The sequence below is a fragment of the Komagataeibacter sp. SM21 genome (assembly GCF_041402665.1).
In the GTDB taxonomy this organism is placed as follows: domain Bacteria; phylum Pseudomonadota; class Alphaproteobacteria; order Acetobacterales; family Acetobacteraceae; genus Komagataeibacter; species Komagataeibacter saccharivorans.
In genome coordinates, this window is record NZ_JBGLOV010000004.1 from 78,511 (window position 1) to 105,013 (window position 26,503).

Here is a 26,503-nt window from a genome sequence, read left to right on the forward strand (position 1 = left end):
ACCAGATCATTCCGAATTCGGTTTTCAGGGCAGCATCCGTTGAAAAACACGGTCCCTGCAGAACAGAAGGTGATAGAAACCCGCACCGGCATGAAAAAGGGCCACCCACAAAAGCAGCCAGGCATCCCAATGATGCAACCGCGAAAAAAAGACGTGGGTTGCATGGGGCATGGCCGCAAACGGCGCATTGATCGGCACGCCGAACGCCATTACGGGATGCCCGGTGGACCAGCGCGCCATGTAACCCAGCGCAATCTCGCCTCCCAGCAGCACATACAGCAGGAGATGGACGCCACGCGCGATCCGGTCCTGAACGCCGACGACGGGAAAGCGGATCGCCCGCCCGCCCGTCAGTCCCCACGCAATGCGCGTTACGAATACGGCCGCGAGCAGCACCCCAAGCGACGTATGGGTGGCAACCAGCCACGGACGCAGCGGCGCGGTGCGGTCCATCAGGTGCCATCCCACCTGTCCCACGACAAACTGTTCAAGCACGAGAAGCGCAGTGATCCAGTGCAGCCAGCGGGTTTCCCGACTGTAACGGACGGGCATCGGGGATGCCGGAATATCGGACGGGGTCATGCCGGTCACCTTATGCTGCACAGGACGGGCAGACACCTGTCCGCCACGCAGGCACGAAAAAGCTGAAAAGGGTCATACCCACCTGTACCACCGACCGGTTACTACGCCCATAATCCAACATTCCGTCCCCTGCTCCGCCTTGTCTCACGGCTGAATCATTCCGCATTGCGGTCGATTGATCTATAGGGCCATCGCACACCATATCGCCAATGATATTGTGGCAAGAGCCATCAGCAGGCCCATGTCCGCCACGCGTCCGGCGCGGCCGTGCCATGCTGCATGGGAACCCCCGGCCTCCACGCGGTTGTCATGACATATAACGGAGCGCACAGTCTGCCCTGTCCGTTATTGACAGATGCCCTGATGGAGAATGAGAGATGACCACGCTCGCCACCCTTCCCCTGACACAGATGATCGTCGTGCCTGACCTGCTGGCGGCAGGGATGGGCACCGTTATGCTTGCATCGGAAATCTCACGCGATGACCAGAAACTGGTCATCCGCAGCCGCCTTGTCTCGCCGGAAGGAACCACGCCGGGTCTGATTCTCATGACAAAGGACGCACGCGGCTATTTTGCGCCGGATGAAAGCTGCACGGAATTCGTGCGTACGGCGCTCGACGTGACCGAGGCCATGCCCCTGATCCTGACCCGGATCGTGCCCGGTTTCCGCTACAAATACGATGCGGTCGTGCGGGGGGATGTGTGGCAGCTCAAGGATGAAAGCGGCAAGCAGTTCGCCGGGCTGGCCATCGGCTCCTCATCGGAAGAGGAAAGCAAGGTGTTCGGCTATGCCCGCATCACGGATGGCCGCATAGGCGACATTGTGCCTGCTACCCGCGTGGCCTATCTGGGCCAGCTTGATTTCGGGGCCGGGACCGTAACCCCTACACTGGGCTAGAAAACGACGGTCCCTCACCTCCCGGCGGGGAGTGAGGGACCAGAGCCATTCAGGCCGCGCCGGGCTGGCTTTCAAGCTGCGCGCTTTCGGGCGTGCGCTTGAGGAAGAAGCGGATGAAGCGCGCAAGGTTGGGCGCAAGCTTCGGCCGCAGCAGGCGCGGATCGTAACCCGCGAAACGGCGCTCATTTTCGATCAGGCAGATGTCGATCATGTCCCGCAGCGGAACATCGACATTGGCCACATCCTTCGTGCCGTTTACGGTGAAGTTGTTGTCCTGCTCGTGCGTGTTGCCATCCGCATCGAATGTCGTGACCATGCCCAGCCGTTCATACAGCAGGAACAGCCACACGCCGATCACCCGCAGTTCAAACCACGGGCGACGCCACAGCGGCATGACGGCACGGTGCCAGGCCAGCCAGTTGGCGAACAGCAGGATATGACGGCATTCTTCCTGCATCACCGGCTCGAACGTCTCGATCAGTTCAGGCGGGAAGAAAGCGGATTTACGGGCAATGGCGAACAGGCCGAAGGCGAAGAAACTGTCCACGCATTCAGAAAAGCCGGTGACCATATAGGCCCATTCCACGTCGCGCGGCTCGATGTAAGGCGGTTCGGACGCCAGCGGGATGCCATAGGCTTCCACCATCTTGGACAGGACTTCCTTATGGCGGTTTTCCTCCCACGCATTGCGTGAAAGGGCATCCTTCATGTCGGGGTCCTCGATCAGACGGGCATAGGCGGCCATGCGCAGGCGGGCCTTGCCTTCGGTCTGGACGGCAATGTCCCAGATCGGCAGCGACGTCACGCGCTTCAGCGTTTCGGGGTCCAGCTTCGGCCATTCGATGACCGACGGCTTGTAGGGGTTGAAGGTATCGCGGAACATGTCCGCAACCGCCTTCTTATGCTCCGCCGATCCGGGCTGGAGCGGGCCGGCAACGGGACTGGACCAGTGGCGGGCGTTGAAATCGGCCCTGGCCACGGCGTCGGGCGTGGCGGTTCCCGCATCGCGGGCTTCGGGCAGGTTTGTATAGATGTCAGAAAGTGATTTCGTCATGTCGGCTCGCTGCTCGGAACGGTGTGGTTACGCCGGCCGATGTGGCATTCATCAAACAGCCTGACGTCCTCGTTGCCGGTTTAGGTATCATACTCAACAAGAAACGTAGAACTGTTATCTGGAATTCGCGGGCAAGACCAAAGCCCTGCCCGCGAAACGGAACACCAGCATTAGAAACGTGCCGAAAGGTGCGCCTTGCCCTGGATCAATGCAGATCCGAGATTTTGTCGATTACGCGCGTCACCAGCCCGTATTCGATCGCCTCGGGGGCGGACATCCAGTAGTTGCGGTCGGTGTCCTTGCAGATTTTCTCGTAAGGCTGCCCGGTCACGTCAGCGAACAGACGGTTGAGGCGTTCGCGCATTTTCACGATTTCCCGCGCCTCGATATCAATATCGGTGGCGGGCCCGCGCACGCCGCCCATCGGCTGGTGCAGCAGGAATCGCGTATTGGGCAGGCAGAAACGACGGTCCGGATGGCCGGCTGCAAAAATCAGCGCGCCAGCGGATGCGACCCAGCCGGTGCCGATCATGTTGACCGGGGCAATCGAATCGACAAAGCGGATCATGTCGTGGATGGTGTCACCACTTTCGACATGCCCGCCGGGTGAATTGACATACACGTCGATCGGCTTGTCCGACGTACCGGCCAGCGCCAGCAGGCGGCCCGTTACGTCACGGGCGATCTTGTCGTTGATCGGGCCGAACACCAGCACCTTGCGCTGGTCGAACAGGCGGCTTTCCAGCTCCCCGATGGGGGACGAGAGCGTACGGTTACGATCAGGTTCCTCGGTTTCGGGACCCTGGGGTTCGGGGATATCGGGATCCCTGGGATCTTCATCATCCATACGGACGCGGTGTTTCGGCTGCATGCCGTTCATCGGGTTCTCCCTATTCTCCGGGACTGGCCTGGTCATGACCTTATCCTGCGCTGCCTTGCGTCCGGTGCCAAGTCCCGACCTTGCAATCGGGCAAGATGGATCAGGTGGCACGCCCCCTCTCGCTAAGATCGGGATTGCAGGCTAGTTTGCCCCGGTCATGTTGTGTACGGGCCGTGAAAGGCCACGGGAGCTAGAGATTGGGAAAGCCGGCACCATCGCCAAGTCCGGGAAGATTTTTTTTTCCACCATGCGGATTCGCCATCGCTTCACGGGTTGCCCTGCTTGCCCTGCTCGGCACGGGTGTCGCGGGATGCGCGCATCATCAGGATACGGTCGACACCATCAGCGACTGGTACCATGAGTATCAGGGCGGCGTGATCGGTCAGCAGCGACCGCCCCCGCCCGGCGCGCATGAAGCCTACCCCAAGGTCGGCCTTGGCCCGCACAAAGCCCCCGAACTGCCATCGCAGGACCTGCGCGAAGACATTACCGCCGATCTGGAGGCGCAGCGCGAACTCAACCAGCGGCAGGATGCGATCATGGGGGACATGCCCTCGGTCGCGGATATTCCGCCCATTCCCACCGCCCGGACGAAGGGGAGCCAGTCAGCCTCCCTCAAGACCGCCGACGGGCCGCCGCCCGCCGGGACAAACGGTGGCCCGCAGCCTGCAACGTCATCCGGCACGGGCGGGTCTGCACGGGGCATGTCCCGACAGGCGGAACCCGTGCGCGACAGCGCGGGCCATCTGGTCATGCCGGAAGTCACGACCACCATCCCCGACCAGCCCGAAGCCCTGCCCGCCAACCTGCCGCAGATACCCGATGGCCCGCCGGAACTGCCCACTGTCGGGGGCATCGCCCTGCCCGACAACGCGCAACGCGATGGCATGGACCTGCCCGCCTACAACATCGCATCCCCCGATGATGGCGAATCCGTACAGTTCCTGCCCGGCTCCGACCGGATCGAGGAAGGGGAGGAGGATGTGGTCAACGCCGTGCTGAAGGGGCGTGGCAACCGGTTCGTAATCGTGAACGGCTATGGCAATGCCGCCACCGCCACGGCGCAGGGGCAGGCCGCGGCCCTGAACCTTGCCATACTGCGCACGCGCACGCTGACCGGCCTGCTGCTGGCGCGCGGCGTGCCGGCCGACCGCATTGCGGTGCATGCCCATGCCTTTGGCAATGGTGCAAGAATTGCCGTCGTGCGCTAGAGTGCGATCCGGCCCCGCCTGCGGGGCCGTCACACGACCTGATTTCAACCCGGCACGCGCCGCGTGCCCTCAACAGAGCGTCCCATGACCGAAGAATTTCATCGTATCCGCCGCCTGCCGCCCTATGTCTTCGCCGAAGTCAACAAGGCCAAGGCCCAGGCCCGAGCGCGGGGGGAGGATATTATTGATCTGGGCATGGGCAATCCGGACACCCCCACCCCGCCGCACATCGTGCAGAAGCTGGTGGAAACCGTAAGCGACCCGCGCGCCCACCGTTATTCCGTAAGCCGTGGCATTCCCGGCCTGCGCCGCGCGCTGGCGGGGTATTACGAGCGCCGCTTCAACGTGAAGCTGGACCCGGAAACCGAAGTGATCGCCACCCTCGGGTCCAAGGAAGGGCTGGCCAACCTTGCTTCTGCCATCACCAGTCCGGGCGACACCATTCTGGTGCCCAACCCGTCCTATCCCATTCACCAGTTCGGCTTCATCATCGCCGGGGCGTCCGTACGCTCGATTCCCGCGACGCCGGATGACGAGATGCTGGAAGCGCTGGACCGCGCGGTGCGCCATTCCGTGCCCAAGCCCACGGCGCTGATCGTCAATTTCCCGTCCAATCCCACGGCGTATCTGGCCGACCTTGATTTCTACCGCAAGCTTGTGGCCTTTGCCCGCAAGCACGAAATCTGGATCCTGTCCGACCTTGCCTATGCCGAGATCTATTTTGGCGACAAGGTTCCCCCTTCCATTCTGGAAGTGCCGGGCGCGAAGGACATCGCGGTGGAGTTCACCTCCCTGTCCAAGACCTATTCCATGGCGGGCTGGCGCATGGGGTTTGCTGCGGGCAATCCGCATCTGATTTCGGCGCTGACCCGGATCAAGTCCTATCTGGATTACGGCGCGTTCACCCCCATTCAGGTCGCCGCCGTCGCCGCCCTCAGCGGGCCGCAGGACTGTGTCGCGGAAATCCGCGATATTTACCGCAAACGCCGCGATGTGCTCATTCAGGGCCTGCATTCGGCGGGCTGGGACGTGCCCTCCCCCGAAGGGTCGATGTTCGCATGGGCGCCCATTCCCGAACGCTTCCGCGAACTGGGCAGCGTCGGCTTTTCCAAGCTGCTGCTGAAAGAAGCTGGCGTCGCCGTGGCCCCCGGCCTGGGCTTTGGCGAATATGGCGAAGGTTTCGTGCGCATCGGTCTGGTGGAAAACACCCAGCGCCTGCGTCAGGCCTGCCGCTCCATCCGCCATTTCATGGCTGAGCATGGCGGCATCGCCCCCACCACGCAGCAGGCTGCCCCGCTGGCTGGCACCCAGTCCGCCCATTCATGACTGCCCTATCGGTTGACGGAAAAGAAATGACATCTCCCCATTCCACATCTGAACCCAGGCCCCTGCGTATCGGTATTGCCGGTCTGGGCACGGTTGGCGCTGGCGTTGTCAGACTGCTGCGTGAAAACGCGGCCCTGATCCGCGCCCGCGCGGGCCGCGAACTGGTGGTGACCGCCGTCAGCGCGCGCGATCGCACGCGGGATCGCGGGATCGATCTGTCCGGTGTGGCGTGGTGCGACACGCCGGAAGAACTGACCACCCATCCCGATGTGGATGTCGTGGCCGAACTGATCGGCGGGGCGGAAGGCCCCGCACGCCTGACGGTCAGCCGCGCGCTGGAAAACCGCAGGCCCGTGGTCACCGCCAACAAGGCGCTGATCGCAATCCACGGCGCGGAACTGGCGTGCACGGCACAGGAAGCGGGCGTGCCGCTCATGTTCGAAGCCGCGGTCGCAGGCGGCATTCCCGCCATCAAGACCGTGCGCGAAGGACTGGCTGCCGACCGGATACTCAAGATCGGCGGCATCCTGAACGGTACGTGCAACTACATCCTGAGCGTAATGCACGAAACCGGCCGGGACTTTGCCGAAATCCTGTCGGACGCGCAGAAGCTTGGCTATGCCGAAGCTGATCCGTCCACCGATGTTGACGGTATCGACACGGCACACAAGCTGGCCATTCTGGCGGGGCTGGCCTTCGGGCGGCCCGTGGTGTTCGCTTCCGTCTATATTGAAGGCATCCGGCGTATCGGCGCGCTCGACCTGCAGTTTGCCCGCAAGATGGGCTACCGCATCAAGCTGCTGGGCATCGCCCGCCAGCATGAAAACGGGATCGAGGCGCGCGTCCATCCCTGCCTTGTGCCGCAGGATGCCTCCATCGCGCAGGTCAACGGCGTATTCAACGCCGTGGTGGCGGAAGGGGCCTTTGTGGGGCGCCTGATGCTTGAGGGGCGTGGCGCGGGCGAAGGGCCAACAGCCACCGCCGTCGCCGCCGACCTGATCGACATTGCCCGTGGCAGCGCCATTCCCGTGTGGGGTTGCGACGCCGACAGCCTGACACAGGCCGTGGCCATGCCCAGCAAGTCGTTTACCGGGGAATACTACCTGCGCCTGAACGTGCAGGATCGCCCCGGCGTAATTGCCGACATCACCGCCGTACTGCGCGACAACGGGGTATCCCTGCGCAGCATGCTCCAGCATGCCGATGCGCATGAGGTCCGTCCCGATGGCACGCATGCCGTGCCGCTGGTGCTGCTGACCCACAAAACATCGGAAGCGGCGATGCAGCACGCCCTGCACCATATTGCAGAACTGGCCGCCGTTCTGGACGAACCGGCCCTGATCCGCATCGACGCGGGCTGAAACCCGCTGGCGGGCGGCCACGCGCCGTTCGCCCCCATATCTGAAGGAAACGGCCAATGTCCGCCGCCGACCTGCTTTCCGTCCCGCCTGCCGCCATGTCCGGGTGCAACGAACCCGAACCGGCCGTACTGGGGGTTGTCCGCAGCGTGACGGGACGGCGGTGGAACTGGCGCGAGGGCGGGCAGGCAAGCCATACCGACCGCATGGGCATGGCCATATCCCAGCAGGCCAACCTGCCGGAAATCGTGGGCCGCATGCTGGCCCTGCGCGGGATTGCACCTGATCAGGTCCAAACCTACCTGACCCCGACACTACGGGCGCTAATGCCCGACCCGTCCACCTTCACGGACATGGACCGGGCTGCCGGGCGTCTGGCCGCCGCCATCCGCAATGGCGAAACGGTCGGGCTGTTTGGTGATTACGACGTGGACGGGGCCTGTTCCACAGCGCTTCTGACCGATTTCCTGCGCGGTCAGGGCTGCACGGTGCTGAACCACATCCCCGATCGCATGACGGAAGGCTACGGCCCCAATACCCCGGCCATTGCCGCCATGCAGGATCAGGGCGCAAGCCTGATCGTGTGCCTGGACTGCGGCACGGCGGCGGTGGACATTCTGGAACTGGCCAGCCAGAAAACCGATGTCATCATCCTTGACCATCATCAGGTGCAGGGCGCGTTACCGAAGGTTCTGGCCACCATCAATCCCAACCGCCCGGACTGCCCTTCGGGCCTGCATGGCATCTGTGCGGCGGCGGTGACGTTCATGACGGCTGTCGCCACGACACGTGTATTGCGGCAGGAAGGCTGGTTCGATTCCCGCCCGGACCCACAGCTTATGAACAGCCTCGATCTGGTGGCGCTGGCCACGGTCTGCGATGTCATGCCGCTGAACGGGCTGAACCGGGCCTTTGTCGCGCAGGGGCTGAAGGTGATGGCGCGCAGGCAGCGCACCGGCCTGGCCGCCCTGCTGGATGCTGCAGGCGCGCGTGATCCGCTGTCCGCCTTCACCTGCGGCTTTGCCGTGGGGCCACGCATCAATGCGGGGGGACGCATCGCGGATTCGGGCATGGGGCTGCGCCTGCTTCTGTGCGAAGACGCCGCCGAGGCCCAGACGCTGGCCGAGCGCCTGAATTCCGTCAACCACAGCCGCCAGAGCGTTGAAGCGGGCATTCTGGACCGCGCCATGGAACTGGCCGCCGAACAGCGCGAACAGGGCCATGCCGTGCTGGTACTGAGCGGACGGGACTGGCATCCCGGCGTCGTGGGGATTGTGGCCGGGCGTATAAAGGAAAAATTCAATCGCCCCGTTCTGGTCGGCGCGGAAATGGAGGACGGCACCGTCAAAGGCTCGGCCCGATCGGTACCGGGGCAGGATCTGGGCGGTGCCATAATCGCGGCGCGACAGGCAGGACTGCTGTCATCCGGCGGCGGACATGCAATGGCAGCGGGTTTCGGACTGCCTGCGGAGGGGATTCCCGCCCTGCACGCTTTTCTGGACCGTCACCTTGCCACCGCCGCCAGTCTGCCCGATGCGGTGGACCTGACCATTGACGCCATGGTGAATGTCGCCGCAGCGGACGTGGCGCTGGCCACCGACATGGACCGGCTGGCCCCGTTCGGCGCGGGCAATGACGAACCTCTGATCGCCCTGCCCCGCGTACGGGTCGCCTATGCCGAACGTATTGGCCGCGAAGGCAACACCCTGCGCCTGACCCTGCAGGGGGAAGGACGCGGCCCCCGACTGAAGGCCCTGATCTTCCGCGCCAATGAAAGCCCGCTTGCCCCCGTGCTGGAAGATCGCGACATGCCGCCGCTGCATCTGGCGGGCTGGCTGCGGGCAGAAAGCTGGAACGGGCGGACATCCGCCACATTTTTTATCCGTGACGCGGCAATCGCCCAATAATTTCAATATTTTTAAAACAGGGGGTTGACCGCCCCCCTGTGCCGGGATACACACCCCTCACGCCTTTAGTCCCGTTCGTCTAGAGGCCTAGGACACCGCCCTTTCACGGCGGCAACACGGGTTCGAATCCCGTACGGGACGCCAAGCCTTTCAAGGGCTTACACGATACGCAAAGTATCCGCAGGCTTATTCAGATAGAGAATTTGCTTTTGGAAAAGGGGATTACCCTTTCCCAGCTTTCTCTTCTCACGCATGCAAAATCATGAGACAGTAGCAACTGTTTATGCCGTCTGGTTTCTACCTGCGGGCATGCGCGTCAACATACCTTTCCATTCCCTGTCAGACCTTCATAAAGTCACAGTCCAGAATTTTCGGGATATGGTTCTGTCATGCCCGTCACAGATAAAAAAGCGTCTGGCTTTTTTTGTTAACGCTCATCCCGACCTGCATTGCTACTTTACGGCACAATGCGTGACCAGAAACCACGTAGGGCGCGCTGATTCGATTACCACCGCTGCTGCTGGGAATGACCGTATCAATAGTGATCAGGCAGGCATAACCGCATCGCAGCCCTGACGATTACACGCGCGATAGCACCATGCGTATAGCAACGTCCACGCTGACCGGCATTCCGTATGGCACGCCAATTTTTTAATGACGCTGGTCCATTCCACCCGCACGAAAAGGAATTGCCATTGCAGGCGGCCTCACCAGACCGGACTTTATCCCGCCAATGGCTTCACCAAAAATGATGAATGGCCGGACACCAGCTACCTGCATGCGTGATGTGCAGCCTGACGCCCCTCCCATGCTTTAGAATATGGCATACTCTGTCATCCTCAGGAGGGAACAGGCCCATGGAACCGTGGACTTCATTCACATTGTTTGGAAAATCCGGCACGATTTACCAGTTCCGGCGGGTACCATCCCCCCTGCCTGCACAGGCGGGCATATTCCTGCTGACGACCGTGATGGGATCTACGGTCAAGGGTGGGTCGTGGCAGTTTCTGGAACCCGAGATTGGTATGGTCACCTCCCTTGCCGGTGAATGGGACAGCGTCATCACCCCGGCGCGTGAAGCCAAGGCGGAAAGCGACGATGTACTGATATGCTTTCCCGAAAGCGGAGACGTGCAGGATGCCTTCACCGACCTGACGGAAGGCGGCGCCACGCCCCTGCCCCGCTAGAATCCTTCATCCACCGACACAGACGTGACTGGACGCAGGGCTACACGCAATCAACACTGGGGCACCGCTGGATGGAGAGTTTCGTCATGTCCTGTTATCGCCCCGCGCTGATCGCCCTGCTGACGGGGCTGTTCACCACGCCTGCCGTCGCCCATGCCGCCACGGACAGACCGGTGCTGCTGCGTCATGCCACGGTGATTGATGGTACCGGCAGCGCCGCGCAGGACAATACGGATATTCTGATCCGCGATGGCCACATCGCCGCGATCGGCCGCAATCTCCACGCCCCCGCCCATATCCGTAAAATAGATCTGACGGGCCAGACGGTGCTGCCGGGCCTGATTTCCGACCACAGCCATGTCGGGCAGGTCAGCGGCACCCAGAACGGGGAAGTCAATTATACCCGAGCCAATATCCTGTCCGCGCTGGCGCAGTACGAACATTACGGCGTGCTGACCGTCACCGCGCTGGGGCTGAACCGTTCCCCCCTGTTTGATGACATGCGCCGGGAGCAGCATGCGGGACTGAACCCTGGTGCCGACCTGTTCGGGGTGGATCAGGGCATTGGCGCTCCCGATGGGGTGCCGCCCGAAAACATGTTCCATCTTGGCGCGGATCAGGTCTTCCGGCCCACTACACCGGACGAAGCCCGTGCCGCAGTCAACAAGATGGCGGATGAAGACACCGACCTTATAAAGTTATGGGTGGATGATTTCCGCAATGGCGTGCCCAAGGCGCACGGACTGCCCAAGATGAGACCGGAAATCTACCGCGCGGCCATTATACAGGCCCATCTGCGCGGCAAGCGGGTGGCAGCCCATATCCATGACCTGTCGGATGCCCAGGCCCTTGTTGCCGCAGGGGTGGACATTCTGGCCCATGGCGTGCGCGACAAACCGGTCGATCCGACCCTGATCAGTGCGATGAAAAAGCAGGGGACCGGCTACATCGCCACGCTGGATCTGGATGAAGCCAATTACATATTTGCCGAACACCCCGAATGGCTGGACGATCCATTCCTGTCCTATGGCCTGTCGCCTGCGCTACGCCAGCAGTTTGCCGACCCGGCATGGCGCGCAAAGGTACTGGCCGCCCCGTTGACGGAAGCCTCCCGCAAGGCGCTGACGATGAACATGCGTAATCTCATGACGCTGTACCAGGCGGGGGTCGCCATCGGGTTTGGCACGGATTCAGGCGCGACCCCTACCCGCATTCCCGGCTTTGCCGAACATAGGGAACTGCGTCTTTCGGTAATGGCGGGACTGACGCCGCTGCAGGCCGTTGCACTGGCAACCAGCAATGCGGCCCGCCTCATGCAACTGTCCGACCGCGGCACCATCGCGCTGGGGCAACTGGCTGACCTTATGGTTGTTACAGGTAACCCCGCGCAGGATATTACAGCCATCGACCATCTGACGCAGGTATGGCATCGGGGCCGGCAGGTTCCCGGCCCATTGGCGGGGCAACCTGTATCTTCAGCCCGACCAGACTGATATGCGTATCGCCTGCCCCTTCCGTACACCCTTTTCGCGCCTGCGCCCCGCCCTGTGCCTGCTCGTGCTGGCTGGTGCGCTTGCAGCATGCTCCGGCCCCACGGGGCCGGAACCGATGGGCATGGACGGTCCGATGATCGCCAATAATGACTGGAACGAACACGGTTACGGCATGGGCGATTATTCGGGGCCATATAATGATGGGTTTGAAGCCGAAGGGCTGGATGGCGGCCCGCCCGAATATCTGGGAGACGAGTTTTTCAGGGGACCCTGATCGCTACTGCCCTTGATTAAGCTCCGCCCCAGAATTCATGTGGAACACGATGCCCCGTCGAACTGCATGAAAAGATGAAAGCCGATAGGCCATCCCCTGCAATGGCGACCGCGCGTATTGCCATCACATGAATTCTCCCAATCCGGAAATTCCTGCGCCTGTTTGGAAAACATCCAGAGATCATAAAAACGTTTTTGGTGAAGCTTTTTTGAAAGACGGCGACACCCAAAAAACTTTTCCTGATTTTTATCACAGTTTTCTTTCAAACCATCTCGAACAGATGCGCGGATGAACAGCATCCCGCATATGGGTGGAAAAGACATGTCGTTTCGGTTACGCACTATTACCAACAGTGCGGGCAAGGGGCGCGGCATGGGCAGTATGCAGCAGGGCAGACACGGCATTTCCTCCATGGGAGGAACGGAAAGCGCAGTACATCGCTTCGCCATCATTCCCGTCATTCTGGCGGTGGTACTGTCTGTTCTGGATTACGCCGTTGCGAATATCGCCCTGCCCACGATTTCGCGTGAACTACATGTTTCCGCCGCCGGATCGGTATGGGTGGTAAATGCATACCAGCTTGTCAACGCGATGCTGCTGCTGCCGCTGGCGGCATGGTCGGAACGGGTTGGCCCGGCCCGATTATGCACGATCGGGCTGGTCGTCATTATGATCGGGTCCCTGATCTGCGCCAATGCGCAGTCGCTGGGCGTGCTGGTACTGGCCCGTGCCGTGCAGGGCGCGGGGGGCGCATGCATCATGGCCGTCAATACGGCCCTGGTGCGCCTTGTCTATCCGCCCTCCCGCCTGGGACGGGGGCTGGCGCTCAATGCGCTGGCCATCGCGGGGGGCGTGGCCCTCAGTCCGTCCGTCGCGGCCCTGATCCTTGGGGTGGCATCATGGCGCTGGCTGTTCCTGTTCAACCTGCCGGTCGGGATCGTGACACTCGCGCTGGTGGTCGGGTTCCTGCCACGCGCGGGCGGTCAGCCACGTCGACTGGACTGGGGCAGCATCGTGCTGAACATTCTGGCCTTCGGCGGTATTCTGGTTGGCTGCGACATGCTGGTCCATGGGAATGTCGATGTCCTCTCCCTCGGACTGGCGGGAACAGGACTTGCCGCCCTGACCGGTCTGGTGCGACGTCAGCACGGACGCGCTGCCCCCCTGCTTCCGGTTGACCTGCTTGCCATTACTGCCTTCCGGACCGGATTCATCACCTGCTTTCTTGGATATATGGCCGCCAATTTCTACATGATCTCCATTCCCTTTGCGTTGACCGGAGTTTTCCACCGCTCCGCCGTGGAAACGGGACTGCTGATTACCCCATGGCCAGTGGGGATGATTGTGGCGGGACCATTTGTCGGGCGTATGGCCGACCGGTATCCGGCGGGCATCCTGTCATCGGCGGGACTGTTTATTGTTGGACTTGGCTATCTGCTGGTGCGCCTGACACCGCTGGATGCGGGCAATTTTGATATCATGTGGCGCTTTGCTTTCGCGGGTATCGGTTTTGGGCTGTTTGTCGCACCCAACAATAAATCAATGGTCGCCGCATCTCCGCTGCACCGTTCAGGAAGCGCCAGTGGCATGATTTCCGTGGCGCGCATCCTTGGTCAGACGACAGGCGGCATGCTGGTGGCGCTGATCCTGACCGATGTCGCGCATGAACCGACGTTACGCTGCATGGAATGTGGCGTGGCAACGGCCTGGCTGGGCGCGCTGGTCAGCGTGTCGCGGTTGCGGGGCCAGAACGCGGCAAGGATGCGCGGGAGCTGAACTGTCAGTTCCGGCTGGATTATGGTCAGCCCATGACAGGTCGCAGCCACCGGTAAGCCCACGCCCCGCTTGCTGAACCGGGCAACCGGATGACATCCGCCATGCGGGACACGCCTGCACGCAATAGAACGTGGCCCCACCCATCCGGATTGTCACATCCCATATGGATGCCGCGTAGAAAACCGCACTAGGCGGGACGCATTACCCGGACTCGGATGGCTGACTACACAGCCGTAACTGCCTCCTGCGTCATACGCATGAAACCGCCGGAATCCGGACAGGGGATCATTTCAGACCTGACCGGGCAGGAATCGGCCCTTGCGCCCCGCAAGGCGCTAAAATTCCATTCGCCGGTTTTGTGACACAGGATGTCGAAATCAATAGATATTTATTATTCATTATTATTTAACATACTGTATTTAAACGTTTTTAATTAACACATTATGGCACCAGATGCACACCTCACGGTTACGTTATAATCCGAACGCTTGCGGTACCGGACGCGTCTATATATCACCGTATATAGATTATCCCCCGATACCTTACCGGGGCGCATCAAGGTTCGGTTTGGTTTCCAGGGAGATCACGTCCACAGGTTTCAAGAAATCACACCTACGGTCCGGATCGGCCAATGCCATTACCCATGAAAGTAATGGCGGCCATATCGAACCGAAATACAGTTTTGCAGTACCCTCATTACCTCATGGAATTACATGAATCCATGTCAGGTCTATTAGGGCACGAAGCCTTATCCTGAAGGAATATTCACGTGTCAGCAGATAGCCTCACGGCGGCCCCGCCGTTCAAGTCGCGTTATGGCAACTATATCGGTGGCGAATGGGTTGCCCCGGTTGAAGGTCACTACCTGACCAATACTTCCCCCGTCGACGGACGCGTGCTGTGTGAAGTGCCCGCTTCCACCGCAGCGGACGTGGAACTGGCACTTGATGCCGCGCACAAGGCGAAGACCGCCTGGGGCCACATGGCACCTGCCGATCGCGCGCTGATCCTGCTGCGCGCGGCAGAGCGCATGGAACAGAACCTGGACCTGCTGGCCCGCGCCGAAACATGGGATAACGGCAAGCCCATCCGCGAGACCCTGACCGCTGACATCCCGCTGGCGATCGACCATTTCCGCTATTTCGCAGGCTGCATCCGCGCACAGGAAGGCACGCTGGGCGAAATCGACGCCACCACCATCGCCTACCATTTCCACGAACCGCTTGGCGTCGTTGCCCAGATCATTCCGTGGAACTTCCCCCTGCTCATGGGGTCATGGAAGCTGGCGCCGGCACTGGCCGCAGGCAACTGCGTCGTCATGAAGCCCGCCGAAAGCACGCCCGCAAGCATGCTGGTGCTGATGGAACTGATCGGGGACCTGTTCCCGGCCGGCACGCTGAACATCGTCAACGGTCTGGGCCGTGACGTGGGCGCCGCCCTGTCCAACAGCGACCGCATCGCCAAGATCGCCTTCACCGGTTCCACACCCACCGGCAAGATGATCGCGCATGCCGCGGCGGAACACCTGATCCCCGCCACGCTGGAACTGGGCGGCAAGTCGCCGAACATCTTCTTCGCCGACATCATGGATCATGATGATGCCTATCTGGACAAGGCGCTCGAAGGCTTCGCCATGTTCGCCCTGAACCAGGGCCAGATCTGTTCGTGCCCCAGCCGTGCGCTGGTTCATGAATCGATCTATGAAAAGTTCATGGAACGCGCCCTGCCCCGCATCAAGGCCATCCGTCAGGGCAACCCGCTGGACCCCAACACCATGATGGGCGCCCAGAACTCGCACGGTCATCAGGAAAAGATCCTGTCCTATATCGACATCGGCAAGGAAGAAGGCGCGCAGCTTCTGACCGGTGGCGGCCGTCCGGACCTTGGCGGCGACCTGAACAAGGGATGCTACGTGCAGCCGACCGTGTTCAAGGGCAACAACAAGATGCGCATCTTCCAGGAAGAGATCTTTGGCCCGGTTCTGGCCGTGACCACCTTCAAGACGGAAGAAGAAGCACTCGCCATCGCCAACGACACGCCGTTCGGCCTGGGTTCGGGTGTATGGAGCCGCGACGCCAACACCTGCTACCGCATGGGTCGCGGGCTGGAAGCCGGTCGCGTGTGGGTCAACTGCTATCACGTCTACCCCGCGCATGCGGCGTTCGGCGGCTACAAGAAGTCGGGCATCGGGCGTGAAACGCACAAGATGGTGCTTGAACACTACCAGCAGACCAAGAACATGCTGGTCAGCTACAGCGAGAACAAGCGCGGTTTCTTTTGATCCGCTGACAAGCTGAAAACCGCCCTGCCCTGAAGGGCAGGCGCAGCGGCCGGACCGGTTTTTTCCGGTCCGGCCGCAGGCCGTCCTGCCCATGTGGGGCGGGCGGCCGGATATGTTTTTATTTATGCGGCAGGCTTCTCCACAGGGGCCGGGATGCTGTGCGACAGGGTAATTGGGGGTTTGGGGATGGCACAAAAGTTTCGGGTCGTGATCGTTGGCGGCGGCGTGGCCGGGCTGGCGCTGGCCACCCGTCTGGGCGATTCAATTGGCAAGTCGGGCCGGGCGGAAATCACGCTGGTCGATAAAAGCTTCGCCCATGTGTGGAAGCCGATGCTGCACTGCTTCGCGGCGGGCACGGCGGCCAACGAGAACGACCGCATCAGTTTCCTGTCACAGGCCAGCCGCCATCATTTCGAGTTCTGGCCCGGCGAGATTTCGGGCATGGACCGCAAGGCCAGGACGATCACGCTGGCCCCGGTGATCGAGACGTCGGGCGAGGTCATTCTGGAAGAGCGCAAGCTGGAATATGATGCACTGGTCCTGTCCATTGGCAGCCGCGCGAACGATTTCGGCACGCCGGGCGTGGCCGAGCACTGTCTGTTCATTGACAACCTTGTCGAAGCCAACGGCTTTAACGAGCGTTTCCGCATGGAACTGCTCAAGGCATTTGGCAATAACGAGGAACTGGACATCGCCATCGTCGGCGGCGGCGCCACGGGTACCCAGCTTGCGGCCGAACTGCACAAGGCGCTTGATCTCGCCTCCCTCTACAGCTTTGGCAAGAAGCCGCCCAAGCTGAAGATCACCCTGCTGGAAGCTGGCCCGCGCATCCTGCCCGCCTTCCCTGAATCCGTATCGGCCGCCGCGACCAAGCAGCTTGAGGCCATCGGGGTCGAGGTGATGACATCGGCCATGGTCAGTGGCGCCGATGAAAAGGGCTTCATGCTCAAGGACGGCACCCGCATCCCCGCGACGCTGCGTGTCTGGGCCGCAGGCGTAAAAGCGCCCGATGTCACGCGCAAATTCGGTGAACTGAAGCTGTCGCGCTCCGGTCAGCTTGAAGTCCGTCCCACCCTGCAACTGGTGGAAGACGACAATATCTTCGCCATGGGTGACTGCGCCTTCATTGCCGAAAAGCCGGTGGCCCCCACGGCGCAGGCGGCACGCCAGCAGGCCCATCATCTGGCACGCTACATGCCCGCATGGATCAATGGTCGCCCGCTACCGGCCTTTGCGTTCCACAACAAGGGCGCGGTCGTCGCATTGGGCGATTACAACGGCTGGGGCACTTTCCCCGGCGGCAAGGTGTTCGGTGGCGGCTGGCTGCGCGGCATTACGGCGCGACTGGTGCATATCATGCTCTATCGCCAGCATCAGTTTGAACTGTACGGCACCTTCCGCGGCACGGTGTCCTGCCTTGTGGACTGGCTGGACGTATTCGTGCGCCCCTCCGTCCGGCTGGACTGAGAACCCGCCATCATATCAATGAAATGTCCCGGCCGGTCAGGCCGGGGCATCCGTTTCGGGATCAGCGGGGTGTGACCATAGCGCGGTCTGCAGCGCATAGGTTTTCTGCAGCAGCGGCACCAGTGCGGGACGACCCTTCAGCCTGATCCAGTCATCCAGCGCCGTGCGGAAAATGGCGATGCCGCCACGCGCCATGAGACGGGCAGCAATCTTGCGGTTCCTGCGTACCGGCAGGCGCCTTGCCAGCCCCTCCGCCAGACAGTCTTCCCATTTGCCATATTTCTGAAGGCTGACCGTCTGCAGGGACGGCGTCTTTTCGATCAGATAGACAAAATCATACGTATCCTGCCAGTTTGCGGCGATACGGGGCACAAGGGAAATGAAGGCGTGCATCATCGCATCCCCCGCGGGCATGTCCCGGGGGCAAGCCGCGAGGGCATCGGTCAGGGTCTGGGTCATGCCCTTTGTCCATGCCAGAACGATGTCGCCCTTTGTCTCGAACATGCGGAACAGGGTACGGCGCGAGACCTCGGCCGCTTCGGCGATTTCATCCACCGTTGTCTGATCGTATCCCTGCGTGGAAAACAGCCGCATCGCTTCCGCAATCAGGGTACTGCGCACGCGGGCCTGTTTGCGTTCCCGCAATCCCTGTACCGGGGCATCTGTCATGGCGACGGGCTTCATTCCCTCTCCTCTCGTCCTTATCCATCTTGCCCCACGGCATACGGAACATTCAAGACGCGAGAAAACAGGCGCTCACGCCGGATAATGGCTTCCGGCAATGAAACCATCGTCATTATTACTGGCAACGGCTTCTGCCATGCCGTTCATGTTATGTCGAGACAGGATAGTAACTGAAAAGCGACAGAAGTCCGGAAGTCAGTCCCGGATTGTTCGGAACTGGCGACAGGTGTGATCGCCAGTTCAGGGATTATTGGCCCTACCCCGCCCTGTATGCTGGCCACCATTACAGATAATGGAGAGAGACATGGCAGATACCGCACCGATCGCACTGGTTACGGGTGGGGACAGGGGACTGGGCCTGAGCATGATCCGGCATCTGGCACGCCAAGGCGTTGACATCATCCTGACCTACCGGAGCAATCTTGAAGGCGCGCAGGCCGTGGCGGCGGAACTGACGCAGCAGGGCCGCCGGGTCCGGACGCTGCAACTGGATGTGGCTAATGCCGCCGGGTTCGACACATTTGCCGGTCAGGTGGCCGAAACACTGGCCCAGTGGCAGACCAGTCACTTCAATTTTCTGGTCAATAATGCCGGGATCGGGATTCATGCGCCCCTGATGGAAACGACCGAGGCGCAGTTCGATACGCTGGTCAACATCCATCTCAAGGGCGCATTTTTCCTGACGCAGAAGCTCGTGCCGCTCATGGCTGATGGGGGCCGTATCCTCAATATCTCGACCGGACTGACCCGTTTCTGCCTGCCGGGCTATGGCGCCTACGCCGCGATGAAGGGGGCGGTCGAAGTGCTGACCCGCTATCAGGCCACGGAACTGGCGGCGCGGAAAATAACCGTGAACACGCTGGCCCCCGGCGCGATCGAAACCGATTTCGGTGGCGGGGCGGTGCGCGATAACAGCGACATCAATGGCTATGTCGCCTCGGTCACGGCGCTGGGCCGCGCGGGGCGGCCTGACGATATCGGTGGTGTGGTCGCGGCATTGCTGGGGCCGGATACCGGCTGGATCAATGCCCAGCGTATCGAAGCCTCCGGCGGGATGAAACTTTAATCCCTGCTCCGCACCACCGTCCGGCTACGGCATGTCACGTAGCCGGAGCGCCTGTGCCCGGACACCCGGCCTGCCCCTTGCCGGGTGATCAGTTCCTGCTGACGACATACTGGGCCTGCGCGCGCTGTTTCGCCGCCCGTCTTTCCTTCATGGCCATGTGTCGGTAGCGGATACGCTGGCGTATCCAGTTCAGCATGCCCGAAAAGGTAACGACGACGATCCCGACGAACGTCCAGCCATCCAGCGGTTGATGAAACAGGAAGTAGCTGAAGGCCACGGCCCATAGCATCTGGCTGTATTGCGGCAGCGCGACCCGGTTTGCCGGTGCCCGTTCGGTTGCCATCATCATCAGTAACTGGCCAAGGGCCGCAAGAAAACCGTAGCCGAACAGGAACGCCCATGTTTTTACCCCATGCGGCCAGTGCGCATGGGCCAGCATGAGCGCCCCGTCCCCTATCAGCGGCCCGAACAGGCTGGACCCGAACAGGGAAAGCCGGGGCGTGCTGGTACCCGCCAGCCGGTAGGCGATAACCCCCACGGCATTGGCCACCGCCGCGATCAGCGCGCACAGATGCCCCAGATGCATGGCGCGCACGCCCGGCCGCAGCACGATCAGCACGCCCACGAAGCCCAGAATGACGGCCAGCCACGCCCAGCCGGACACCTTTTCATGCAACAGGGCGACCGAAAGGATGGTGACGAACAGCGGCATGAGAAACATGAGCGAAAGCGCTTCAGGCATGGACAGCAGCATGAAGGCTTCGACACTGGCGGCGGTGGCGGCGAAAATGGACACCGCCCGCACCAGCCACATGAGCGGGTGGGTGGTGGAGAAGATATCCCGGTAGGATTCATCGGGACGCCGGATGAAGGGAATGATCAGGAAACCGAACACGCCGCCTGAAAACGCGACCTCGAACGGGTCCAGTTGCCCGGCCAGCAGCTTTGAATACGCATCGCTGATCGAGAACGCAGAAAACGCCGCAAATGCCAGCATCATGCCGGAGGAAAGGAAGGCCGTATTCATCTGTCTTGCCTATATGGTACCGCTATTGCGGCATTATGGATAAGAGTGACCGAGAACCAGTGCCGACACAGGGCGACAGCCATGCGTGTGGATATACTGGAAATCGGGCACATTCGCCCCACTTCCGCGGGCCGAAAGCACCAGCCGGTCTGCCGCCCCTGTTCCTGCGCGTTTCCGTCCGGCTTCCGGGTGAACCTGAAGGGCCCTTACGCCAAAAAAAACTTCTGATAAATCCTGCTTATGATTTTATCATTATAAAGACTTGGACGAAAAACGCCGTTTTTCGCAGCGTATGCTTTTTTGAAGGTGGAATGCGCCATGAATGCGGAGACGGATGCAGCAGGAAGCCAGACAAAGGCTTTCATCTCCGCCCTGCGCCACCCCTTTCACAACCACGCCGGTCTGTGGCATGGAAAACTGCGCTGGCTTCTTGCCCCTTCCCCCGCCGATATGGTGTTTGCGCTGCGCACGTCGCTTGCAGCGGCGCTGTCGCTACTGATCGCGATGTGGATGGAACTGGACAGCCCGCAATGGGCGCCGCTGACGGTATGGGTCGTGGCCCAGTCCTCCCGCGGGGAATCCCTGTCCAAAGCACGCTGGCGTGTCGTGGGCACCCTGATCGGCTGTGCCGCCGCCGTGGCGCTGATCGCGGCATTCCCGCAGGCTCCGGGGCTGTTTTTTCCGGGACTGGCCTTATGGATCGGCCTGTGCTGCGGCTGCGCCACCTTTTTTGACGGCTATCGTTCCTACGGCCTGCTGGTCACAAGCTTTACATCGGCCATAGTGGCCACCGGGGCCATCACGGCACCCGATGACGTGTTCAACATCGCCATGTCACGCGGTTCCTACATCATTCTGGGTATCGTGTGTGAGGCGACGCTGGCGGCGATATTCATTCCCGCCCTGAACGAACAGGCGCGCACCCGCCTGCTTGCCCGGCTCCACGCCCTGTGGAGCGAGGTCTCGAGAGATGTCGGTCCCCTTACGCAGGGACGCATCGACGCCGAGACACAGGGCCGCCTGCTGACCGATCTGGTGGGCGCAAACAGCCGGGTGGAATACGACACGCTGGAAATGGGCCCACAGGGCGGCAGGGTCGCGGACCATGCGCGTGCCGCCCTTGCGGACATGATGATGCTGATCGCGCGCGCGCGTGGCATGGCCATTGCCGGGCAGGTGGCGGACATGACGGACAGCCACGGAATCGCGGCCGATCTGGCTGCGGCACGGACCCATATACAGGCGTGTGAAACACCCGTTCCGGGCGACAGGTTCCGCTTCGCGCTGCGTTCACGCAGGCTGGCGGTGGAAGCGGCGGAAAACGGCATCCGCGCCGCCGCGGGGATCATGGCCGCGTGGTTGCTGTGGGAGGTAACGGGCTGGCCCGCCGGGGCAGGCTTCGTATCCTTTGTATCGCTGGTCTATGGGCTGCTGGCCACACGGGAAAACCCGCTTCTGGCTTCAAGCCCGTTTTTCAAGGGGGCGGTATGGTGCGCGGCTGTTGCCGCCGTGTTCGTCTTTCTGGTCATGCCTGCCGTGACGGCGCCGGAAACACTGGTGCTGCTGCTGCTGGTCCCGATGACGATTGGCGGCCTTGCGGCGCGCACGCCTGCCACTGCCGGTTACGCGTTTTCATTCAACATGTTCCTGCCGGTGCTGATCGGACCAGCCAATCAGGGGCGGTTTGACGAGGTCTCCTTCCTCAACGGCATTTCCGCGTTCCTGGGGGCGGTCCTGTTCGCATGGTGGACATTCCGGCTGGTGCTGCCCTTCCGGCCGGACGCACATATGCGGCGCACCGAAGCCTGGACGCGGCGGCGGCTATGGGCACTGGCTGACCGGCGTAACGGGATGTCCGTATATCAATGGCTGTCGGAAAATGCGGACAGCATGGTCCGCTCGGTCCGTAACGCACACGGCGTTTCCCGTCCGGTCGTGCTGGCCCATATCCAGATGCGGCTTGACGCCATGACGGTCGGGATTGAAGTCATCACAGTGCGGGAACTGGCACGCTCGGGCTTCCTGTCCCGATGGCTGGAGCGGCGGCTGCGCGTCTTCCTTCGGGCATGGCAGGATCATGACCCGAAGGCACAGGCCATGGCACGCGCCATCCTGCACGACCGGCACTGGCAGGACCACGATGACCCCTATATTGAACGTCTGGCCGGTGCGTTGAAGGTCATTGCCCGTATGGGCGTGCCATCCGGGCAAGAGACGTAAGCCGCCCCCCCCTGCGCCCCCACTTCTGGACTTGTTGCTCCATTCCCCTTCGCCGCATTTTCTCCCGTCCTGCCGCAACACGGGATGATGCGGGGATCTGCGTAAGAAAACGAACGTATGGGAGCTCTTAAAAAGTTGGCGGCAACAGATTACTTTGTGGCTGAAACCGGCGTATTCGCAGGCGGCGTTTCCGCTGCCGGGGGATGGAAGGCCGATACCGGCCCCAATATACCCTTTTTCACATGCCGCATGGACGAAAGGGGACGACGGATACACCCGCGCGTCACGATGGAACACACGCCATCCACCCCGATGATTTCATCATCATCGCCACTGTAATGCAGGTCCGTGACCTTATCATTTTCAAAGCGTATGTCGGCAACACAGGTCTTGCCCGCGCCACCCAGCGCCGTTTGCGTCAGGTTCACGATCGTCTGTAACGGAAACAGCGTGGAATCATTGGCAGCGGGAATATTGAGCGTGCGCACATACTCAAATACCTGCACGTTATCATCTATTTTCTTTATTTTATCCGGGATGCCGACGCAGGACTGTACATCCGTACTGTCCATGCCGATCATGGTCATCTGGGCGCGATGAGCGGTGCGGGAATCCGTATAACCACAGCCCGCAAGACCAGACAGGGGCAACAGCGCCATAAGAAGCGGGACAATACGCCGACCCGAAGAGGATTTCTGGACAGGGGAAATGTGGCTTTGCGTGTAGATCCCGGCTTTCATTTCATCTCTGGCATCTAGGGGTGGGGGACCTGCACCTTCTCTTGACAGGCAGGGTAGCAGACTGAACGCCATAATATTCATGCCAGAATTATACGGACTGGCATTTTACAAATGGTAACGATTTCATACTTCCTTCCCTAAAACTGACTATCCACGTCGCGACAGATGCTGAAACGGGCGCACTCCCTTAATGAAAAGGATCCGGGCGGATAATCGTTCCCCTTTCTATACGCACATAGCCGGAAACAGGTGCAAAACTGCTATGCTGGCAACGTGGAAAGGTGCCATCGCGGGTGTTCGGGTCTATCCTTGCCTGTGGATGGCAGCCTCCCCGCGTGCTTTTACGATCGCCTGCGCTGCCCCGATGGCAGTGTGCAACTGGGTATACAGGTTTTCCGCCCCCACCACCGGCGTAATGCGATGGCGGTCCATGTCCGCCCGCAGGTAGGGACTGACGCGTCCGAATACAACGCCGATATTACGCCGCCGCAGCGCCATAAACAGATCGCGCAGGTCACTGGCTGCGGAAAAGTCGATATCCGTAATCGCGCTCGCCTCCACAACCAGACAGGAAACGGGTGTGGCCGGATTATCCACCAACAGGCGGACATCCGCCACGAACCGCGCGGAATTGGCATAGAACAGGTCCGCGCTGAAACGATAGACAACCAGTCCCGGCGCGGTCTGCTGCCCCGCGGCGACGGCACCAGGTTCCAGCAGGCCGGTATGGGTATCGTAGCGCAGGACCATCGTATGGGGTTCGTAGCTGTGCCGCACATGCCGGAACAGGGACAGGGCGATGGCCAGAAATATGCCCTGTTCCACCCCGATCCCCACCACGGCGGCGGCGGTTGCCATGGCCAGTCCATATTCACCGGGGCTTTCACGCCAGATGGCTTTCATGGCCCGCAGGTCGATCATCCCCAGCGCAACGGTAAAGACGATGGAGGCCAGCACACAACGCGGCAGGTAACGCAGGGGCGCGGTCAGGAACAGCAATACCAGCATCGTAACGGCAGCAAAGGTCAACTGCGCCAGTTGTGTGCGTGCGCCGGCACGGGCGGCCATGGCCGTCTGTGTCGGACTGCCGTTGACGGTAAAGGTCCCGCTCAGTCCGGCCACCGCATTGGCCGCACACAGGCCAAGTATGTCCGCGTTATCATTCACGCGGTCGTGGAACCGCATGGCAAAGGCACGTGATGTCGCGGCACTCTGCGCAATAATCACGAACACGCATGATGTTGTCACCGGCAGAAGCGCCAGCATGTCATTCCACGAAACATGCGGCAGGCCCAGATGCGGCAGGCCACTTTCAATCAGGCCGATTGTCTCGATCCCGTAGCGCGACAGGTCGAACATCATGCTTGCGGCAATGGCCCCCACTACGGTCAGCAGACCCAGCGGCACACGGGGGGCCAGACGATCGCCCAGCATTATCAGTCCCACCACGCAGGCCGACAGCGCCATTGTCGGCACACTGAGCCGGGGCAGATGGGCCAGCATCTGGAACAGTTGCAGCAGGGGATTATGCGCGGTGACTGCAAGACCCAGCATGTCACGCAGCATGGCAAGGGCAACCTGAACGCCGACACCGGCCATAAATCCCACCAGCACCGTACGCGACAGGAAATCGGCAAGGAAGCCGAGGCGGAACAGCCGCGCAACCAGCAGGAACCCCGCACTGAGCAGCGCGACCATGCTGACCAGCGCCATATAATGCGGGCTGCCGGGCGTGGCCATGCGCCCCAGCGCACTGGAAAAGATCGCGGCAGTAGCGGAATCCGCTGCAACCACCAGATGCCGCGAACTGCCAAAACAGGCAAAGGCCACCAGCGGCAGCAGAACCGTGTACAGGCCCGTGACCGCAGGCATCGCGGCGATACGGGTATAGCCGAGCACCTGCGGAATATTCATTGAAGCAAGGGATACGCCCGCGACAACATCACGCAGTCTGGCACGCCATCCGCGCACGGCATCCGACGTGTCTCCCTTCAGCGGCAGATCCGTTCCGCCTGTTGTGCTTCCCATATTACCGGCACCGTCCATGATCCATATAACCAGACCGACAGAACCGGACCGGAAGACACCACAACATGCAGTGAACATTGCTGATTTTATCAGAAAATATACATAATCCACCACCGCCAATACAATACCGACCGCCATGCCCGCGTGCGTCTTGACGCACTCCACGCCCCGGTTCTGCTGCGGAGACCTATCACGCAGCGCCTGGGCATGATTCTTTCAGGATTGATGCGTGACTCAAGAACGTCAGCGACGGAGATTCAGTTGACGTTGAAGGGCATCTTTACTTCGCGCCGTTCTGATGCCGCCAGAAAATCGCGGATATCGTCCGCCGCAGGTTCTTCGGCGTTTCGGGCGGACCTCCCCAATCAAAGGTTCCCAGACAGACCATGCGGTATCAGAAACAGCAGACTGCATCATGCCCATCATAAACAGCTATGCAGTCCGTCCCGTCGTTCAGGATTTAACAGAATTTATAAGTCTATACATCTATGCACCCGCCAGCTTACGCAACACATGCAGCGCGGCGATACGTTCACACGGGTCGAGCGGTTCCAGCGTCAGTTCCGTCACATGGGCGGCCTGCGGGATATACAGGCGGGCGGCTTCTTCTCCCTCTCTGGTAAGGGAGACAAGACGTTCGCGCCTGTCATCGGGGTTGCTGCGTATCCTTATCAACCCTCGCTGTTTCAGACGCAGGCTGATACCGCGCAGGGTTGCGTGATCTATTGCCGTAACCCGGCCAATATACATGAGCGACCGCTCACCCTCGCGGAAAATGGTGGCGATCACCGCCAGTTGCACCGATGTCAGATGCTCGTCGGGAATGGCGGTCTGGAACAGGTGAGTATGACGCTGATAGGCACGCCGCAAAAGATGGCCGATCTGTTTATTGAGATCATATGCCATGACCTCATCATCCCTTCTGTCATTCACCGTCCGCGACCTTTTCCATTCCCGATATCCCGCCCCATGGGCCTTTATTCACCTTCCCTAGCATAACGCGGCCACGGCTTCGCCCGCGTTGGTAGATGGTCTGAAAATAA

22 protein-coding genes and 1 tRNA gene are annotated in these 26,503 nt (G+C 61.2%); 14 read left to right on the forward strand and 9 right to left on the reverse strand.

From position 1 onward, the window contains the following. Window positions 1–24: 24 nt before the first annotated feature. Window positions 25–582 carry a cytochrome b gene (locus ACBR42_RS05770; protein ID WP_282761193.1) on the reverse strand — a complete coding sequence of 186 codons (558 nt, stop codon included), beginning with the start codon at window positions 580–582 and terminating at the stop codon, window positions 25–27. Between the two features lie 377 nt (window positions 583–959). Here ACBR42_RS05770 and ACBR42_RS05775 point away from each other — a divergent pair, with 377 nt between their 5' ends. Then, entirely contained in the window at window positions 960–1,481 is a 522-nt protein-coding gene (locus tag ACBR42_RS05775; protein WP_102325588.1) for a hypothetical protein, read from the forward strand. 49 nt (window positions 1,482–1,530) lie between these two features. Here ACBR42_RS05775 and ACBR42_RS05780 read toward each other — a convergent pair whose 3' ends face one another. Continuing rightward, window positions 1,531–2,535, reverse strand: a complete 1,005-nt coding sequence (locus tag ACBR42_RS05780; RefSeq protein ID WP_102325587.1) for a ferritin-like domain-containing protein — start codon at window positions 2,533–2,535, stop codon at window positions 1,531–1,533. A gap of 205 nt (window positions 2,536–2,740) precedes the next feature. Further along, complete coding sequence (locus ACBR42_RS05785) at window positions 2,741–3,415, reverse strand: ATP-dependent Clp protease proteolytic subunit (RefSeq protein ID WP_102325586.1); 675 nt, start codon at window positions 3,413–3,415, stop codon at window positions 2,741–2,743. Window positions 3,416–3,612: 197 nt separating this feature from the next. Here ACBR42_RS05785 and ACBR42_RS05790 point away from each other — a divergent pair, with 197 nt between their 5' ends. The 8 genes from ACBR42_RS05790 (at window position 3,613) to ACBR42_RS05825 (ending at window position 12,171) form a co-directional block, all read left to right on the forward strand. Beyond that, window positions 3,613–4,626, forward strand: a complete 1,014-nt coding sequence (locus ACBR42_RS05790) for a hypothetical protein (RefSeq protein WP_371207463.1) — start codon at window positions 3,613–3,615, stop codon at window positions 4,624–4,626. Window positions 4,627–4,710: 84 nt separating this feature from the next. Next, entirely contained in the window at window positions 4,711–5,952 is a 1,242-nt protein-coding gene (locus ACBR42_RS05795) for an LL-diaminopimelate aminotransferase (protein WP_102325584.1), read from the forward strand. A 26-nt stretch (window positions 5,953–5,978) separates the two neighbouring features. Beyond that, complete coding sequence (locus ACBR42_RS05800) at window positions 5,979–7,313, forward strand: homoserine dehydrogenase (protein ID WP_102325583.1); 1,335 nt, start codon at window positions 5,979–5,981, stop codon at window positions 7,311–7,313. 56 nt (window positions 7,314–7,369) lie between these two features. Further along, window positions 7,370–9,217: a single-stranded-DNA-specific exonuclease RecJ gene (gene recJ, locus ACBR42_RS05805; protein ID WP_371207464.1), complete on the forward strand. Its 1,848-nt coding sequence runs from the start codon at window positions 7,370–7,372 to the stop codon at window positions 9,215–9,217. A 68-nt stretch (window positions 9,218–9,285) separates the two neighbouring features. Then, window positions 9,286–9,361: transfer RNA gene (locus ACBR42_RS05810), tRNA-Glu, on the forward strand. Window positions 9,362–10,074: 713 nt separating this feature from the next. Beyond that, window positions 10,075–10,404 carry a hypothetical protein gene (locus tag ACBR42_RS05815; protein WP_132304933.1) on the forward strand — a complete coding sequence of 110 codons (330 nt, stop codon included), beginning with the start codon at window positions 10,075–10,077 and terminating at the stop codon, window positions 10,402–10,404. A gap of 86 nt (window positions 10,405–10,490) precedes the next feature. Further along, window positions 10,491–11,897: an amidohydrolase family protein gene (locus ACBR42_RS05820; RefSeq protein ID WP_371207465.1), complete on the forward strand. Its 1,407-nt coding sequence runs from the start codon at window positions 10,491–10,493 to the stop codon at window positions 11,895–11,897. 1 nt (window position 11,898) lies between these two features. Next, window positions 11,899–12,171 (forward strand): hypothetical protein, encoded by a 273-nt coding sequence (locus ACBR42_RS05825; protein ID WP_102325579.1) that lies wholly within the window; start codon window positions 11,899–11,901, stop codon window positions 12,169–12,171. A 35-nt stretch (window positions 12,172–12,206) separates the two neighbouring features. Here the strand turns inward: ACBR42_RS05825 and ACBR42_RS05830 are convergent, their stop codons facing one another. Beyond that, window positions 12,207–12,494, reverse strand: coding sequence for a hypothetical protein (locus ACBR42_RS05830; protein WP_371207466.1), 288 nt, complete (start codon window positions 12,492–12,494; stop codon window positions 12,207–12,209). Here ACBR42_RS05830 and ACBR42_RS05835 point away from each other — a divergent pair. The 3 genes from ACBR42_RS05835 (at window position 12,493) to ACBR42_RS05845 (ending at window position 17,695) form a co-directional block, all read left to right on the forward strand. Next, window positions 12,493–13,947, forward strand: a complete 1,455-nt coding sequence (locus tag ACBR42_RS05835) for an MFS transporter (RefSeq protein WP_371207467.1) — start codon at window positions 12,493–12,495, stop codon at window positions 13,945–13,947. The two genes, ACBR42_RS05830 and ACBR42_RS05835, sit on opposite strands and share 2 nt — an antisense overlap. Window positions 13,948–14,716: 769 nt before the next feature. Continuing rightward, a complete protein-coding gene (locus tag ACBR42_RS05840) occupies window positions 14,717–16,228 on the forward strand; it encodes an aldehyde dehydrogenase family protein (protein WP_102325578.1) in 1,512 nt (503 codons plus the stop codon). Between the two features lie 186 nt (window positions 16,229–16,414). Beyond that, window positions 16,415–17,695 carry an NAD(P)/FAD-dependent oxidoreductase gene (locus ACBR42_RS05845; protein WP_371207468.1) on the forward strand — a complete coding sequence of 427 codons (1,281 nt, stop codon included), beginning with the start codon at window positions 16,415–16,417 and terminating at the stop codon, window positions 17,693–17,695. Window positions 17,696–17,731: 36 nt separating this feature from the next. On the opposite strand, the gene ACBR42_RS05850 is transcribed toward ACBR42_RS05845, so the two are convergent. After that, entirely contained in the window at window positions 17,732–18,379 is a 648-nt protein-coding gene (locus tag ACBR42_RS05850; protein ID WP_371207469.1) for a TetR/AcrR family transcriptional regulator, read from the reverse strand. 304 nt (window positions 18,380–18,683) lie between these two features. Between ACBR42_RS05850 and ACBR42_RS05855 the strand changes: the two genes are divergently transcribed. Next, on the forward strand, window positions 18,684–19,445 hold the full coding sequence (locus tag ACBR42_RS05855) for an SDR family NAD(P)-dependent oxidoreductase (protein ID WP_371207470.1): 762 nt from the start codon (window positions 18,684–18,686) through the stop codon (window positions 19,443–19,445). A gap of 88 nt (window positions 19,446–19,533) precedes the next feature. Here ACBR42_RS05855 and ACBR42_RS05860 read toward each other — a convergent pair whose 3' ends face one another. Continuing rightward, window positions 19,534–20,472, reverse strand: coding sequence for a DMT family transporter (locus tag ACBR42_RS05860; RefSeq protein ID WP_371207471.1), 939 nt, complete (start codon window positions 20,470–20,472; stop codon window positions 19,534–19,536). A 318-nt stretch (window positions 20,473–20,790) separates the two neighbouring features. Here ACBR42_RS05860 and ACBR42_RS05865 point away from each other — a divergent pair, with 318 nt between their 5' ends. Further along, entirely contained in the window at window positions 20,791–22,692 is a 1,902-nt protein-coding gene (locus ACBR42_RS05865; RefSeq protein WP_371207472.1) for an FUSC family protein, read from the forward strand. 149 nt (window positions 22,693–22,841) lie between these two features. Here ACBR42_RS05865 and ACBR42_RS05870 read toward each other — a convergent pair whose 3' ends face one another. The 3 genes from ACBR42_RS05870 to ACBR42_RS05880 all read right to left on the reverse strand — a co-directional run bounded on the left by ACBR42_RS05870 (window position 22,842) and on the right by ACBR42_RS05880 (window position 26,366). Further along, window positions 22,842–23,432: a hypothetical protein gene (locus ACBR42_RS05870; protein WP_371207473.1), complete on the reverse strand. Its 591-nt coding sequence runs from the start codon at window positions 23,430–23,432 to the stop codon at window positions 22,842–22,844. 303 nt (window positions 23,433–23,735) lie between these two features. Then, complete coding sequence (locus tag ACBR42_RS05875) at window positions 23,736–25,460, reverse strand: SulP family inorganic anion transporter (RefSeq protein ID WP_371207474.1); 1,725 nt, start codon at window positions 25,458–25,460, stop codon at window positions 23,736–23,738. Between the two features lie 486 nt (window positions 25,461–25,946). After that, on the reverse strand, window positions 25,947–26,366 hold the full coding sequence (locus ACBR42_RS05880) for a MarR family winged helix-turn-helix transcriptional regulator (protein WP_110547067.1): 420 nt from the start codon (window positions 26,364–26,366) through the stop codon (window positions 25,947–25,949). Between the last annotated feature and the right edge of the window lie 137 nt (window positions 26,367–26,503).

Coding starts and splice junctions, on each gene's coding strand:
- ACBR42_RS05825 (WP_102325579.1), top strand. CDS start 11,899: ATGCGTATCGCCTGCCCCTTCCGTACACCCTTTTCGCGCCTGCGCCCC.
- ACBR42_RS05850 (WP_371207469.1), bottom strand. CDS start 18,379: ATGAAGCCCGTCGCCATGACAGATGCCCCGGTACAGGGATTGCGGGAA.
- ACBR42_RS05880 (WP_110547067.1), bottom strand. CDS start 26,366: ATGGCATATGATCTCAATAAACAGATCGGCCATCTTTTGCGGCGTGCC.
- ACBR42_RS05845 (WP_371207468.1), top strand. CDS start 16,415: ATGGCACAAAAGTTTCGGGTCGTGATCGTTGGCGGCGGCGTGGCCGGG.
- ACBR42_RS05795 (WP_102325584.1), top strand. CDS start 4,711: ATGACCGAAGAATTTCATCGTATCCGCCGCCTGCCGCCCTATGTCTTC.
- recJ (WP_371207464.1), top strand. CDS start 7,370: ATGTCCGCCGCCGACCTGCTTTCCGTCCCGCCTGCCGCCATGTCCGGG.
- ACBR42_RS05875 (WP_371207474.1), bottom strand. CDS start 25,460: ATGGGAAGCACAACAGGCGGAACGGATCTGCCGCTGAAGGGAGACACG.
- ACBR42_RS05830 (WP_371207466.1), bottom strand. CDS start 12,494: ATGTCTTTTCCACCCATATGCGGGATGCTGTTCATCCGCGCATCTGTT.
- ACBR42_RS05835 (WP_371207467.1), top strand. CDS start 12,493: ATGTCGTTTCGGTTACGCACTATTACCAACAGTGCGGGCAAGGGGCGC.
- ACBR42_RS05815 (WP_132304933.1), top strand. CDS start 10,075: ATGGAACCGTGGACTTCATTCACATTGTTTGGAAAATCCGGCACGATT.
- ACBR42_RS05855 (WP_371207470.1), top strand. CDS start 18,684: ATGGCAGATACCGCACCGATCGCACTGGTTACGGGTGGGGACAGGGGA.
- ACBR42_RS05860 (WP_371207471.1), bottom strand. CDS start 20,472: ATGAATACGGCCTTCCTTTCCTCCGGCATGATGCTGGCATTTGCGGCG.
- ACBR42_RS05800 (WP_102325583.1), top strand. CDS start 5,979: ATGACATCTCCCCATTCCACATCTGAACCCAGGCCCCTGCGTATCGGT.
- ACBR42_RS05865 (WP_371207472.1), top strand. CDS start 20,791: ATGAATGCGGAGACGGATGCAGCAGGAAGCCAGACAAAGGCTTTCATC.
- ACBR42_RS05780 (WP_102325587.1), bottom strand. CDS start 2,535: ATGACGAAATCACTTTCTGACATCTATACAAACCTGCCCGAAGCCCGC.
- ACBR42_RS05785 (WP_102325586.1), bottom strand. CDS start 3,415: ATGAACGGCATGCAGCCGAAACACCGCGTCCGTATGGATGATGAAGAT.
- ACBR42_RS05820 (WP_371207465.1), top strand. CDS start 10,491: ATGTCCTGTTATCGCCCCGCGCTGATCGCCCTGCTGACGGGGCTGTTC.
- ACBR42_RS05770 (WP_282761193.1), bottom strand. CDS start 582: ATGACCCCGTCCGATATTCCGGCATCCCCGATGCCCGTCCGTTACAGT.
- ACBR42_RS05870 (WP_371207473.1), bottom strand. CDS start 23,432: ATGAAAGCCGGGATCTACACGCAAAGCCACATTTCCCCTGTCCAGAAA.
- ACBR42_RS05775 (WP_102325588.1), top strand. CDS start 960: ATGACCACGCTCGCCACCCTTCCCCTGACACAGATGATCGTCGTGCCT.